Annotated in this window: 9 protein-coding genes; 4 read left to right on the forward strand and 5 right to left on the reverse strand. The window is 70.7% G+C overall.

The features are described from left to right. Positions 1 to 86: 86 nt before the first annotated feature. The 3 genes from ABZ795_RS04715 to ABZ795_RS04725 all read right to left on the reverse strand — a co-directional run bounded on the left by ABZ795_RS04715 (position 87) and on the right by ABZ795_RS04725 (position 4,385). Positions 87 to 1,913, reverse strand: a complete 1,827-nt coding sequence (locus ABZ795_RS04715) for a BTAD domain-containing putative transcriptional regulator (protein WP_357528860.1) — start codon at positions 1,911 to 1,913, stop codon at positions 87 to 89. Between the two features lie 39 nt (positions 1,914 to 1,952). Further along, positions 1,953 to 2,978, reverse strand: coding sequence for a glycosyltransferase family 2 protein (locus ABZ795_RS04720; RefSeq protein WP_327022408.1), 1,026 nt, complete (start codon positions 2,976 to 2,978; stop codon positions 1,953 to 1,955). A gap of 201 nt (positions 2,979 to 3,179) precedes the next feature. Continuing rightward, positions 3,180 to 4,385, reverse strand: a complete 1,206-nt coding sequence (locus ABZ795_RS04725; RefSeq protein WP_357528863.1) for an endonuclease/exonuclease/phosphatase family protein — start codon at positions 4,383 to 4,385, stop codon at positions 3,180 to 3,182. Between the two features lie 394 nt (positions 4,386 to 4,779). Between ABZ795_RS04725 and ABZ795_RS04730 the strand changes: the two genes are divergently transcribed. Genes ABZ795_RS04730 through ABZ795_RS04745 form a run of 4 tightly spaced genes read left to right on the forward strand, consistent with a single transcriptional unit; the run spans position 4,780 to position 9,014 of the window. Continuing rightward, on the forward strand, positions 4,780 to 5,811 hold the full coding sequence (locus ABZ795_RS04730) for an NAD-dependent epimerase/dehydratase family protein (RefSeq protein WP_357528865.1): 1,032 nt from the start codon (positions 4,780 to 4,782) through the stop codon (positions 5,809 to 5,811). Positions 5,812 to 5,839: 28 nt separating this feature from the next. Then, positions 5,840 to 6,829: a UbiA prenyltransferase family protein gene (locus ABZ795_RS04735; RefSeq protein WP_327022405.1), complete on the forward strand. Its 990-nt coding sequence runs from the start codon at positions 5,840 to 5,842 to the stop codon at positions 6,827 to 6,829. A 24-nt stretch (positions 6,830 to 6,853) separates the two neighbouring features. Beyond that, positions 6,854 to 8,002: a glycosyltransferase family 4 protein gene (locus ABZ795_RS04740; RefSeq protein ID WP_357528867.1), complete on the forward strand. Its 1,149-nt coding sequence runs from the start codon at positions 6,854 to 6,856 to the stop codon at positions 8,000 to 8,002. A gap of 49 nt (positions 8,003 to 8,051) precedes the next feature. Then, the gene (locus ABZ795_RS04745; protein ID WP_357528869.1) at positions 8,052 to 9,014 is read left to right on the forward strand and encodes an aldo/keto reductase; all 963 of its coding nucleotides are present in this window, start codon (positions 8,052 to 8,054) and stop codon (positions 9,012 to 9,014) included. 140 nt (positions 9,015 to 9,154) lie between these two features. On the opposite strand, the gene ABZ795_RS04750 is transcribed toward ABZ795_RS04745, so the two are convergent. Together ABZ795_RS04750 and ABZ795_RS04755 are read right to left on the reverse strand one after the other, a co-directional pair. Continuing rightward, a complete protein-coding gene (locus ABZ795_RS04750) occupies positions 9,155 to 10,693 on the reverse strand; it encodes a condensation domain-containing protein (RefSeq protein ID WP_357528871.1) in 1,539 nt (512 codons plus the stop codon). Beyond that, positions 10,690 to 13,836, reverse strand: coding sequence for an amino acid adenylation domain-containing protein (locus ABZ795_RS04755; RefSeq protein WP_357528873.1), 3,147 nt, complete (start codon positions 13,834 to 13,836; stop codon positions 10,690 to 10,692). Before ABZ795_RS04755 ends, ABZ795_RS04750 begins: the two co-directional genes overlap by 4 nt. Between the last annotated feature and the right edge of the window lie 34 nt (positions 13,837 to 13,870).

The raw sequence follows: 13,870 nt of genomic DNA on the forward strand, positions 1-13,870 counted from the left end.
TTCTCCGATCATGGAAAGGAATCGACCTGGGTGACCAACGCTAACCGTGAACCGCTTGCTTCTTCCTTGTCCGACCGTCTCGCCGGTCATTTCTCCTGGAGCCCGGCGAAGCGTTCCCGGGCGTACAGCCGCAGGAGTTCCCCCATCCGGTAACTGCCCGGCGCCGAGGTCTCCAGAAGCTGCACGTCGACCAGCCGCTCCAGGATGCGTTCGGTGTGTGCCTCGGAACGGGCGAGCAGCCGGGCGGCCGTGGACCGGCTGAGTTCCGTCATCGTCGAGGTCCCCAGCAGCTTGAAGGCCTCGGCGATGGCCCGCTCCGAGCGGTCCGCGCTGCCGCAGAGCCGGTCGTAGGAGCCGGCCATGCTGGCTCGCAGGCCGACCCCGTCGAACTCCAGATTGTCCAGCCGGCGCCGCTCGTCGGCGAGCCGGTCGCGCAGCTCGGCCAGCGGCCAGCCGGGGCGGGCCACCAGCCGGGCCCCGACGATGCGCAGCGCCAGTGGCAGGCATTCGCACCACTCGGCGATCGCGGCCGCGGCCTCCGGCTCGGCGGCCACCCGTTCCGCTCCCACCCAGTGGCTGAGCAGCGCGATGGCGTCGGCGATGGTCAGCGGCCCGACCCGCAGCTGGCTGACGTCACCGAGACCCGCCAGCGGCTGGCGGCTGGTCACCAGGGTTCCGCAGCCGGCGCCACTGGGCAGCAGGGGTCGCACCTGGGCGGCGTCGACGGCATTGTCCAGCACCAGCAGCAGCCGCCGTCCGGCCACCACCGACCGGAACTGGGCGGCGGCCTCGTCGACCTGCTCCGGGGCACAGGTGAAGCTGCTGACCCCGAGGGTGCGCAGCAGCCGGGCGAGGGCGTCGACCGGGGTCAGCGGCTCCGCGTCCACGCTGGTGCCGCGCAGGTCGATGTAGAGCTGGCCGTCCGGGTACCGGTTGGCCAGTTTGTGCGCGGCGTGGATGGCCAGGGTGGACTTGCCCACCCCGGCGGCTCCGTAGATCGACACCACCGGGGCGGAGTCGGTCGTGCCGGCGGGGTTCAGACGGTTCAGCAGGGGGGCCAGGTCGTCGTGACGGCCGGAGAAGCGGGCGATGTCGGCGGGCAGTTGCCGTGGCACCTGCCGCACCGGCGCGGAGACCGTCGCGACCGTGCCGGAGTGCGGCTCATCGAGTTCGCCGCGCAGGATGGCGACATGCAGGTTCCGCAGTTCCGGCCCGGGTTCGGCGCCGAACTGATCGACGATCTGGGCCCGGATGTCGACATAGGACTGCAAGGCCTCCGGGGTACGCCCCATCGAGCACAGGGCCCGCATCTGCAAGGCCACCAGCGGTTCGGCCAGGGGGTACGAGCCGAGGATCCGACCCAGCCGGTCGACCACCGCCTCCGGGTTGCCCAGTCGCAGTTCCTCCATGCTCCAGGCGGCGGCCAGGCTGATCAACTGGGAGGCCACGCTGCGCCGAACCCGGTTGGCCCAGTCGCCGGCGAGGGTGGCCAGTGGGTCCCCCCGCCACAGGTCCATCGCCTCCCGCAGGGCGCCGATCCGTTCGACGTCGCTGGTGCGTACTCCGGCCCGACCGGTGTCGATGAGCTGGTTCAGTCGATGCAGGTCGACCTGCTGGCGGTCGACGTTGAGGACGTACCCGTCCCCGTGGCGGCTCAGGCTGACCGGTCGACCGGAGTCGTCCTGGACCTGGGCGAGAGCCCGGCGCAGCCGCGCGACATGCGCGTAGAGCGCGCTACGGGGCGCATCCGGAGCCGCCGGGCCCCACACTCGCTCGGTCAGGGTGTCGATGGACACCGGGGTGCCGGCGTCCATGGCCAGGGCCGCCAGGACGGCACGCCGTTGACGTGGTCCCACGTCCAACGGGCCGTCGGCCGCCTCCACCTCGACGGGCCCCAGTAGTCGGATCCTCACACGCTCTCCCCCTGATCACGCCGAACCCGACCGCAGTCCCTAATGGACTTCGGCCGGTGTCCGGTACCTCTGTCGAAAGCGCGCGTCGAGCACGTAGCGCAGGCCACCGCTCAACGCACCCGCGGAAATCGCGAGACTGTACAGAAAGCTGAGAAACGCGCTGGGCGGAACCATCCGCCAGCCCGCAGTGCGCCGCACGTAGTTGAAGAGCGGCAGGTCGACGCTGATGAACCAGGCCAGAAAAGCGAGAGGTACGGCCGCCAGGTAGGGAGAGACCAACACCAGGGGGAGGCTGGCGGTGGCCAGAGAGGCGGCTGCGACCTCGGCGGGCCGGTGGGTTGCTTCCCGCTCGGGCTTGAGCTCGCGTTGCTTGAGCACGAGGGGGACCAGCGAGCCGGCTCGCCGGTAGAGCTTGCGCAGAATCGAGGAGAGCTGGTCGTCGTCGTCGTGGTAACCGATCACGGACAAGGTGCGGATGACCGGGTAATGCTCGGCGATGCGGAGGCTGAACTCGTGGTCCTCGTTGGCGTACTGGCCCAGCAGACGCTCGTCGAAGGCCCCGATCTCATCGATGACCCAGCGGGGGATGGCCCCGCTGGCGAAGTGGCCGGTGCGGGCCGCCCCCAGCTTGCGGGTGGCCCGGTAGTGGCCGTACAACACCTGCACCCACTCCACCACCCCGTCGTCGACCAGGGGACGGTCGCCGTAGACGCCCCATACCGCGCCGTAGGAGGGGTTCTCCTGGAAGATCTTCACGGCGTTGGCGACCGCCTCCGGGGCCAGGGCGACGTCGGAGTCGAGGAAGAACAGGATGTCGCCCCGGCTCGCCGCTATGCCACGGTTGCGAGCCGGACCCGCGCCCACATTCTCGGTCAGCGCGATCAGGGTGCAATCGAGTTTTCCGACAATATCCCGGGTGTTGTCGGTGCTTGCGTCGTCAACGACAATGACCTCGACCGACGGGTGGGTCTGGTGCAATGCCGAGAGCACACTCAGAGCTATGGTCTTGGCGCTGTTGTGGCAGGGTATTACCACCGACACCAGTGGCGTATTTCCGGAATTCATTGATGCTCCTCGGGCAGGATTTCGACTGCGCTGGGAGGTGGGCGACGCGCCTACTCATCGGTAATCTCTCGTCGCTGAGAAGACCCGTCGATCACCCTAGTACACAACCAACAGCCGTTGACAGTCGTAGATCACCTGGTGGGCGCTAAAACGTCCGGAATTGGTGTCTTCGCCTGCTCGGCGTCAATGTGACGATCATCTCTATCTGGGGGCAGAGATGACAAACTGTTGCGCCTTGTGGTCGGACAACCCCCGGGGCATGGTCAACTCGTAACGGTGCACGGTGATGTCCGGGGTGGTGAACAGCCAGTCGATGCGCCACAGCCGTGGCTTGTCGCCCACCGGCCAGGTGACCGGGTAGAGCGAGGTGAGCACCTTGGTCTGGTCGACCAGCCGGTCGGAGACCATGTCGAGCAGGTTCATCGAGGGCGAGGTGTTCAGGTCGCCGGCCATCACCGCCCGGTTCGGGTTGTTCTCCAGATCGGCCGCGATGGCTTGGTAGCTGGCCTGGCGGATCTCGAAGTTGAACCGGTCGATCTCGAACATGTTCCGGTCCTCGTCGCTGCGCAGCAGCAGGATCCGCACCGGCGGCTGGAAGATGTGCGCGTTGTAGAAGGAGACGACCTGACCGTTGACCTCGATGTCGGTGCGCAGCCCCTGCGAGGTGTAGAACAGCGGCCGGTCGATCAGGGCCGACGGCACCGGCTTCAGGTCGTCCGGCAGGTACGGCGTCGAGTCCAGCCAGGCGTGCCCGACCACCGGCAACCGGGTGATCGTCATGTTGCGACCCTCGCGGACGATCGTGTACCCGGGGAAGGCGGCCGCCAGCTCCGCCGCCTGATCGATCTCGTACGCCTGGGCGAAGATGTCCACCAGGGAGTCGTCGACATGGGCGTACTCGTGCAGCATGTAGACGTCGGCGTCCATGTCCCGCAGGAAGCTGTAGAACTGCTCCGTGGTGGTGCGCTGCTCACCGCCATTGCGCCGGTCCTGGTCCCAGTACTCGGTGTTCCAGGTGACCACCTTGATGGCGTCGGCCGGCGCCGGCGGCGGGGTGTGGAAGATCGTCGCGAAGTTGATCCCGCTGTAGCCGACCCCCAGGACCAGGGCCAGCAGCGCCGCCCCGACCAGCTTCCAGCGCATCGAGCGGGCCAGCCAGGCCACCGGCAGCAGCACCACCGGGACCGCCGCCCAGACGATCGGCGGCAGGAGGTCGATCGGACCCCACACGTAGGTCCGGGCGCTGAGCAGGTGGTGCAGCGCGACGACGGCCAGCCAGCCGAAGCAGGCCACGGCGGCGAGACGTAGCCCCCACTGACGCCCACGGGAACGGGTACGGGGTTCCGGCGACGGCGCTGGTTCCTTTTCGTCCATTGTCGCGGTCGTGCTTGCCGCCGCTTCCGTCATGGCAACTCCTTTACGTCACCCCGGTTCCTGCCGAGAGCGGTACCGGCCTCGGAAAAGGTATCGACGTAGACCTTGCTCGAAGCTTGTTCCGCACACCAAGGAGGGGGCAATCGTCGGTCGCTAGCGTCACGAGTGCCAATACCGGATTCTGTCGACCTGGAAGGAGCGCGGATGGCGTACGCCCAGCTTATCGGCGCCGACCGGGTGTGGTGTCGGGCCTGGCCCGATGTGCGAATTGCACGGTATCCGGTGGCCGGTCCCGATTGGTCGGCGCGGCCCGCCGCGTATGACTCACCGGTGAATTACTTGATAACGCGAATGTTTGAAACCTGGCCGTCGTTGAGACGTCACATCGTCGTCAAGAAAACGGCATTTTTCGACACGGGAGGCGGAAGTGCACGCAGTGGTGACCGGAGCCGCCGGCATGTTGGGCACCGCGTTGTTGGCCAGACCCTGGCCGGGAGTGACCTGGACCGGGGTGGACATCCGGCCGCTGGCGCCGAGGGTCGAGGGCAAGGCCGCCTTCATCCGGGCCGACGTCCGTGACGTGGACGCGCTGACCCGCGCCTTCCGCTCCGCCGACGTGGTCATCCACTCCGCGGCGGCCCTGCCCAGCCACCGGTCGGCGGACATCCGCTCGGTCGACGTGGACGGCACCGAGGCGGCCCTGGAGGCGGCCCGCCGGGCCGGGGTGGACCGCTTCGTGCACATCTCCTCCACCGCGGTCTACGGACTGCCCAGGGACTGCCCCACCCCGGAGGACTACCCCTGCGAGCCGGTCGACCCGTACTCGGCGGCCAAGCTCGGTGCCGAGACCGCCGTGCTGCGGCAACGTGAACGAGGGCTCTGCGCCCCGATCGTGCGGCCCAAGACCTTCCTCGGCGAGGAGCGTCTCGGCCTGTTCGCCATGCTCTTCGAGTGGGCCGACGAAGGCCGGCACTTTCCGCTGATCGGCGGCGGCGACGTCGCCACCCAGATGCTCGACGTCGAGGATCTCTGCACGGCCATCCAGTTGATCTGCGAGGCCCCCGACGACGTCGCCAACGACACCTTCAACATCGGCGCCCGGGAGTTCCGCACCCTGCGGGAGGATTTCCAGGCGGTGCTCGACGCCGCCGACCACGGCAAGCGGGTGCTGGCCATGCCGGTGGGGCCCGCCGTCGCCGTGCTGCGGATCCTGGCCGCCACCGGGCTGTCCCCGGTCTACAAGCGACTGGTGCACAAGCTGACCCGGGACTCGTACGTCTCGATCGACCGGGCCACCCAGCAGCTCGGATTCGATCCGAAGTTCAGCAACGAGCAGGCCCTGCTGAAGACGTACCACTGGTGGCGGGCCAACGCCGCCGGAACGCGGCGCAGCGCCGGACGTACCCACCGCGACCCCTGGAAGCAGGGCGCCCTGAGCCTGGCGAAGGCGCTGTTCTGACACTCCCCGGAGCAAGGAGAGGTCCGCCATGAAGCACGCCCTGGAAGCCCCGAGCGCCGCGTCACCGGAGGTGCCCGTGGTCACCGTCGACCCGGTGGCCGCGGTGCAGGCGCTCAGACCCCTGGCCCGCCTCGGCGGGATGTTCGCCCTGCTGCGCCCCCGCCAGTGGCTCAAGGGCGTGCTGGTGCTGATGGCGCCGCTGGTGGCGTCCCCGGAAGCCGCGGTGACCCAGGTGATGCCGCTGCTCGGCACCCTGCTGGCCTTCCTGGCCGCCTCCTCGGCCGTCTACATCTTCAACGATCTGCGTGACCGGGAGCGGGACCGCCTGCATCCGGTCAAACGCAACCGTCCCCTGGCCAGCGGACTGGTGAGCACCAGCGCCGCGCTTACCCTGCTGTTCCTCCTGCTGGCCGGCACCGCTGCCCTGTTGATGCTGCTCCCGATCCTGGTCGGGGTCATCGTCGCCGGCTACCTGGCCATCAACCTGTGGTACTGCCTGGCGCTCAAGCACCAGCCCCTGGTCGACGTGTCCGTGGTCTCCGTGGGCTTCGTGCTGCGGGTGCTGGCCGGCACGATCGCGGTCGGCATCGCCGTCCAACCGGCTCTGCTGATCGGGGTCTACTGCGCCTGCCTGGCGCTCTCCCTCGGCAAGCGGCGCCACGAACTCGCCGCCCTGTCGGCCGCCGGTGGCGAGGCGGGCGACCATCGTCCGGCGCTGCGGTCGTACTCGGTGCCCTTCCTGGACCAGGTCGTGCTGGTGAACCTGGTGGCGGCCCTGGTCGGCTATGTGGCCTTCATCTGGGCCCAGACCCCGCCGTACGGGCCGGTCACCGCCGGGCTGACCTTCCCGTTCGCGGCCTTCGCGGTGCATCGTTACCTACAGATGATCGCCATGGGCGGTTCCGGCGGGGACCCGGTCGAGGACCTCTTCCGGGACCGCGCGATGGTGGTCAACGTCGGTCTGTGGGCCGCGGTGCTGGCGCAGGCGATGCTGACCAGCTTCTGGCACCCCTGGTAACCGAACGACATCCTGGAGAAGCCCGTGAGCAGCAAAGACTCCCCTGAATACGACCTCTGTGTCGCGGTCAACTACTACTCGCCCTACGTCAGCGGGTTGACCGAGGTGGCCAGGGTGCTCGCCGAAGGTCTGGCCGAGCGGGGCTGGCGGGTGGCCGTGGTCGCCGTCCGGCACGACCCGTCCCTGCCACTGCGGGAGAGCCGCAACGGCGTGGACGTCTACCGCAGCCCGGTGGTCGCCTCCATCAGCCGAGGCCCGGTCAGTCCCGGCTTCGCGCCCCTGGTGCGCCGGATCGCTCGCCGCTCGCAGGTGGTCAACCTGCATCTGCCGATGCTGGAGGGGGCGCTGATCACCGCCCTGCCCCTGGGGGTGCCGGTGGTCAGCACGTACCACATCGATCTGTGGTTGCCGCCCACCCTGGTGACCCGGGCGGCGATGGCGGCCGTGCGGGTGTCGTCGCGGATCACCCTGCGCCGCTCGAACGCCGTCGTGGTCAACAGCGACGACCAGGCCCAGTACTCAGAACTCTGGTCGATCCTGCGGGCCAGCCAACGCTCGGCGATCCCCGCCCCCTGCCTGGACCGCCGGGGCGGCCGGCCGACCTTCCGGGAGACCGAGGGCCCGCACATCGGCTTCCTCGGCCGGATCGTGCCGGACAAGGGCCTGGACTACCTGGTCGCCGCCTTCGCCGAGATCACCGACCCGCAGGCGCGGCTGCTGCTCGGTGGGGACTACCTGACGGTCGCCGGCGGCAGTGTGATCGACCGGATCCGGGCCGCAGCCCAACGGGATCCCCGGATCCGGATCCTGGGGCTGCTGCGCGGTCAGCAGATCAATGACTTCTACGCCTCGATCGACGCCTTCGCCCTGCCCTCCGTAGCGGAGTCCTTCGGCATCGCCCAGGCCGAGGCGATGATGTGCGGCATCCCCTCGGTCACCACCGACCTGCCCGGCGGGCGGTACCCGGTGCTGGCGACCGGGATGGGCCGGATCGTCCAGCCGCGCGACCCGGTCGAGTTGCGCGCGGCGCTGCTGGACGTGCTCGGCTGGGACGCCGACACCCGACGGGAGGGCGCGAAGCGGGCCATCGAGGAGTTCAGCGTCCAGGGCTGTCTGGACCGGTATGCGACCCTGTTCCGGGCTCAGGGTGCACGGGCCAGCGCATTGATGTAGACCATCGTCCCGTCCGGACGCCGGGCGGGAATCTGTCGCGGAGGTAGGCATGCAGAGCAGGGATTTCGGTCGTCTCGGCAGCGTCAGCGCGCTGACCCTGGGTGGGGGCGGGATCGGCGGGGTCTGGGGACAGACCGATCACGCCGAGGCGGTGGCGACCGTGCAGGCCGCCATCGAGGGTGGGATCACCATGCTCGACCTGGCGCCGACCTACGGTGACGGCTACGCGTCCGAGCAGGTCGCCGGCGCCGCCCTGCGCGCCATGCCGGCCTCCGACGTCCTGGTCACCAGCAAGATCGAATTACCCGAGCAGGACGGGGGCGATCTGCCGGAGAAGATGATCCGCAGCCTGCACGCGACCCTGGACCGCATCGGCCGCGAGCACCTGGACCTGTTCCTGCTCCACTCTCAACTGCATCCGCACGGCTGGACCGGCCCCACCCCCCGGACCCTGGGCTGGGATCTGTACCTGGATCAGGTGGTCCCGACCTTCGAACGACTGCGGGAAGAGGGCAGGATCCGGGCCTGGGGGCTGACCGGGGTGGGTCACCCCCAGACCGTCATCGATGCCATGCAGCGGCAGCCCCGCCCGGACGCGGTCCAGGCGGTGGTGAACGCCCTGGACCTCAGCGGCGACATGTGGCTACTCGGCTCCTCGGCCGAGCCCCGCAACGACGAGATCCGGCAGGCCGCAGTCGACACCGGGGTCTCCGTGATCGGGATCCGGGCCGTGGCGGCCGGGGCCCTCACCGAGGGCATCGACCGGCCGGTGGACGACGACTCCCCGGTCGCCCTCGACTTCGCCCGGGCGCAGCGGTTCCGGGCCCTGGCGGCGGAGTTCGGTGAGTCCCCGGCCTCCCTGGCCCACCGGTACGCCCTGAGCGTCCCCGGGGTGGCGACCGTGGTGCTCGGCGTGAAGAACCGCACCGAGCTGGCCGAGTGCCTGGCCGCCGAGGCCCGTGGTCCACTGACCGAACAGGAGCAGAAGGCCCTGCGCGACCTGCGGGCCTGAGCCCGCGGACCGACCCGAAGCAACCGCCCGGTCGCGGAGTCCAGGCGGTTGGCCGGGGTCACCGGCAGCGCGGCGGATCAACTGACCTCACCGCTGCCGAGGCCGGTGACCCCTGGCCGGTCCGGGGTCACCGGTCCAGGTCAGGCGGCGGGCGTGGCAGCGACCCGGGCGAACCTCTCGGCGAAACCGACCCCCAGCTCGGCCGCCACAGCCGGCGCCACCACCGTGGGATCGAACTCCACCACCCCTCGCAAGGGCTCGCCGGGCCGACGGGGGAAGACTTCCAGGGTGAGGTCGTACTGCGTGGCGAGCGGCCGCAGGGGCAGTTCCTCGACCGTCACCCCGGGCACCGTCCAGCTCGGCTCCGGCCAGTTCGACCAGGCGAACTGCACTTGGAACAGCGACGATCTGCGGCGGCGGAGCCGACGCAGGATCGCGGGCAGGGTGACATCCCCGTTGCGCATCGCCTCGGCGACGGTGCCGTCCAACTGGGAGACGAGCAGATCGTCGCCCGGATCAGGCAGCACGACCGGAATCGGCAGGGTGGCGACGAAGAATCCGATAGTGTCGTCGAAACGCCGATCGTCCCGGGCGGAGTGCGGCACGCAGACGGCCAGCGAGGTGGTCGCGGTGGTGGCGGCGACGGTTCGCGCGAAGGCGGACAGACCCAGCACGAAGGGACTCACCCCCAACTGTCGTGCCTGCCGCTCGAACCGGTCGGCGTGCTCGGCGGCGATGGTGACCGGTTCCTCACCCAGGGCCGCCGCCTCGGCGCGGCCCGGGGCATCGGGCCAGGCCAGCGCGGGCAGATCCCGGAACCGCTCCGCCCACTCGCGGGTCCGGGCGGTGAGGTCCGCCCGGGGCGCCTCCTGCTGCGCGGCGGCGAATGCGGCGTACGGCAGCGGTTGGTCGGTCAGCGGTCGACCCGACAGGAGTCCGCTGACCTCGCGGGCGAGGATGGCCACGCTGTCCCCGTCGAAGGCGGCGTGGTGCACAGCCAGCACGAGCAGCACTTCGTGGGCCGTCCGGGTGATGCCGGCGGCGACCAGGGGCCCTCGGTCCAGGTGCACCTCGGAGGTCAGTTCGTCGGCCAGCCGCTGAGCCTGGTCGACATCGGTGCCCGGGGCCGTGGTGGTGGACCGCCGGACCAGCAGCGCCTGCGGCACCGACAGCGGCCGGGCCACGGGCAGGCCGTCCGGATCGGCGTCGATCGCGGTACGCAAGGCACCGTGCCGCGCGACGACGGTGCGCAGCGCGTCCTCCAGCGCTGCCGGATCCACCTCGCCGACCAGCCGGAAGGCGACCCGTAGGACGTTACCCAGAGCGTGCTCCGGTCGGATGTTGTCGTCCAGCCAGAGCCGCACCTGGCCTTCGCCGAGTGCCGTCGTCTCCCGCAGCGCCGGTGTGTCCCCGGCCCCGGCCGCGGGCAGTCGGTCGACGAGCACCTCGGCGAGGGCGGCCACCCGCCGACGGTCGAGCACGTCGGCGACCCGCAGGTTGGCCCCGGTCACCTCGTACAGGCGGCTGACCAGGCGGACGAGGTCGAGGGAATCGAGTCCGAGCGCGAACAGGTCCTCCTCGTCGCCGGGGGGTGAGCCGCCCGTCAGCGCGGCGACCTCGTCGCGTACCAGGGCGCGCAGCCCCGCCCGGTCTTCCGGGGTGCCGGCCGGCCGGTTCACCGGGCCAACCTTCGGGCCACCTCACCGAGCAGCCCGGCGATCCCGTCGACCAGTGCCTCCACCGTCGACTGCTCATACTGGTCGGTGCTGTACTTGACCCCGACGAGAAGCCGTCCGTCCACTATGTCTCCCTCGAACATCAGCTGGTAGCGCTCGGTCTGCCGGGGGGACCGGTTCAACCCGGGATTTTCCCGCGCCTCACCCAGGGCGGAGGTTTCCGGGCGGCGTTCGATCCGGTCCAGTTGGCCCCGATAGTTGAGCCGGGCCGGGCTGGCCGGCAGTCCGGCCAGGGCGGCCCGTTCGGCCGGGTGCGGTGAGCAGAACCGCAGGGCGTCGAAGCCGTACCGTCGCTCGGGGCCGCAGGAGACGGTGGTCAGCCGCAGCACCTCGTCGACCTCATCGCCCTGGACCTGGACGACATGCGGGTAGGTCGCCTGCACGTACCCCACCGTCCGGGACAGATCCAGGCCGCCGACGGCCGCGTCCCGGCTGTGGCTGTACACGTCGATCGCCTGGACGGGCTGCCCGCTCCACTTCGCCAGGGTCACGCAGATCGCGGCCAGCAGCAGGGTGTGTGGCCGAGGGGCGCGGCGGTCCAGCCGGTGCAGCAACACCTCGGTCTCCGCCTCGCCGAGCCAGCTCGTCCGGGTGCGAACGGTGGACAGCGTTCCGGGGCCCTGCCGGTCGTACGGCAGCGGACGCACCCCCTGCCAGGGCAGCGCCAGCCAGGCAGCGGCATCCCGGCGGGCCTCGTCGCCGGCCAGGTACCGGTCGAAGGCCGCCGAGACCGCCCGCACGTCGGCAGTACTCTCCGCCAGCGTCATCCGCCCGCTCAGCCCCGAGGTCACGGCCGCGTCCAGGTCGTCGACGAGCAGGGACATCGACCAGCCGTCCAGGAGCAGATGGTGCACCACCAGGAACAGCCGCCCCGGCCCCGCGGGCGCCCGCAGGTGCACCAACCGCCACACCGGGCCGTCCACGAGGTTCAGGCTTCGCTGGATGCCGGTGAGGTGCTGCTCCACCTCGACACTGATCTCCGCCGCGCTGCCGCCCACCAGGTCGATCACCTCCACCACCGATTCCTCGGCGAACTCGACGATCCGGGCCTGTTCGGCGTCGCCGTCGAAATGGAAGCGGCTGCCCAGCACCGGATGCCGGTCGACGAGCAGCCGGGCGGTGGCCAGCAGGAGGCCCCGGTCCAGCTGGGGCGGCACGGTGAACAGGGCGCAGAGCACGAAGGCGTCCATGTCGGGAATCTCGCCGTCGCGCAGCCACCGTAGTTGCGCGGGCAGCAGCTCGATCGGTCCCGTACCGGTCTTCTCGGGCCCGCTGGCCGCGTCCAGCGGGCGGGCGAGGGCGGCTAGGCCATTGACCGTCGCCGCAGCGAGCAGGTCGGCCGGTGAGATCAGCCAGCCGGCGGCCCGGGCCCGTGCGGTGATCTGCATGGCGAGCAGGGAGTCGCCGCCCAGGTCGTAGAAGTCCTCGTCGGGCCCCAGGTCGTCGACGCCGAGCACGGTACGCCAGATGGCCAGCAGGGTCGTCACCACCTCGTCGGTCCCCGGCTCGTCGTTGCCCCGGGCGGCGTTCTCCCGGTGCCGCTGCTGGTACTGCCGGCCCAGCTCGGCGGCGGTGGCGGCCCGGTCGATCTTGCCGTTGGAGTTGATCGGCAACTGCGGTACGACGACCGCGAACGACGGCACCATGTACGACGGCAGCACGGTCGCCGCCGTCCGCAGCACCTCGGCCGGGTCGCAGGTCCCCCCGGCCGCCCCGGTCAGCAGGGCACCCAGCACCGGCTCACCCTGAGGCCGGGAGATCAGCGCGACTGCGGCGGCGAGAACCTCGTCGGGTCCGCGCAGCGCCGCCTCGACCTCTTCGGCCTCGATCCGGTAGCCGCGTAGCTTGAGCTGCCCATCGGCTCGGCCGATGAATTCCAGGACGCCCCCGTCAAGTTCCCGCACCAGGTCGCCGGTGCGGTACAGCCGCTCGCCCTCGGCGTGGCGGATGAACCGCTCGGCGGTCAGCTCCGGCCGGTTGACGTAACCCTCGGCGAGCAGCCCGCCCAGGTGGAGTTCGCCGATGGCCCCCCGGGGGACCGCCTGCCCGTCGGGGCCGAGGATGCGCGCGGTCCGGCCCGGGAAGGGCGGACCGATGGGCAGGCCGCCGTCGGTCTCCGGCAGGACCGTGGTGGGGTCGATCCGGTACGCGGTCGCGGTCACGATCGCCTCGGTCGGCCCGTACGCGTTGACCAGTTGCGCGTGGGCCAGCGCTGACTCGCGCCACGGCGCGACATCGGCCATCCGGGCGGCCTCGCTGCCGATGACGACCAGGCGTACGGATCGGAAGGCGTCCGGCGACATGGTCGGACCGCAGGCCAACAGACTCCGCCAGTACGCGGTGGGCAGCTGCAACACCGTGATCCGGTGGTCCGCCACGATGGTGGCCAGTTCCGGCGCGGCCGGCAGCAGGCCGGTGGTGAGCACCAGCGTCGCGCCCGCCGCCCAGGTGGGCCAGATCTCCTCCTGCGCGACATCGAAGCCGAGGGAGGCGAACTGCAGGAGCCGGTCGCCGGGACGCAGGCCGAAGTAGTCGGCCGCGAGCCGGGCGTGCTCGGCGGCCGGGCCGGCGGCGACCGCCACTCCCTTGGGTGTGCCGGTCGAGCCGGAGGTGTAGATGATGTACGCGAGGCGACCCGGGTCGGCGGTGACGGCCGCCGGCTCCGCCGGCTCGCTCAACCTCTCCAACTCGATGACGCGAACCGAGCTGGGTAGCCGGTCGAAACGTTCGGCGGCGTCTCCTCGGGCCAGCACGAAGCTGCTGCCCGAGTCCTGCAGCACGAAGCTGATCCGGGCGTCCGGGGCGGCCGGGTCGGCCGGTACGAAGCAGGCGCCGAGCCGTTGCAGGGCGGCCAGGGCGATCAGCTCCTCGGCCCCGCGTCCCAGGCTCAGGCCGACCCGGTCGCCCGGTGCCACCCCGGCCCTGGTCAGCTGGGCGGCGGCGACCGTGACGGCCTGGTCGAGTTCGGCGTAGGACAGGGTCCGCGCCCCATCCGTCAGGGCGGGCCGGTCCGGCCAGCGGGCGGCGGAGGCGGTGAGCAGCTGGGCCAGTCCCGACCGCTCCTCCGGGAGTTCAGGGTTGCTCATCGGATGCATCGACAGTTCCTTCCCGCCGGTCAGC

Origin of the sequence: Micromonospora sp. NPDC047134, assembly GCF_040643455.1 — a bacterium.
In the GTDB taxonomy this organism is placed as follows: domain Bacteria; phylum Actinomycetota; class Actinomycetes; order Mycobacteriales; family Micromonosporaceae; genus Micromonospora.

Excerpts from the sequence above, each read along its gene's own strand:
- ABZ795_RS04720 (WP_327022408.1), bottom strand. The coding sequence starts at position 2,978 with ATGAATTCCGGAAATACGCCACTGGTGTCGGTGGTAATACCCTGCCAC.
- ABZ795_RS04725 (WP_357528863.1), bottom strand. The coding sequence starts at position 4,385 with ATGACGGAAGCGGCGGCAAGCACGACCGCGACAATGGACGAAAAGGAA.
- ABZ795_RS04755 (WP_357528873.1), bottom strand. The coding sequence starts at position 13,836 with ATGAGCAACCCTGAACTCCCGGAGGAGCGGTCGGGACTGGCCCAGCTG.
- ABZ795_RS04745 (WP_357528869.1), top strand. The coding sequence starts at position 8,052 with ATGCAGAGCAGGGATTTCGGTCGTCTCGGCAGCGTCAGCGCGCTGACC.
- ABZ795_RS04735 (WP_327022405.1), top strand. The coding sequence starts at position 5,840 with ATGAAGCACGCCCTGGAAGCCCCGAGCGCCGCGTCACCGGAGGTGCCC.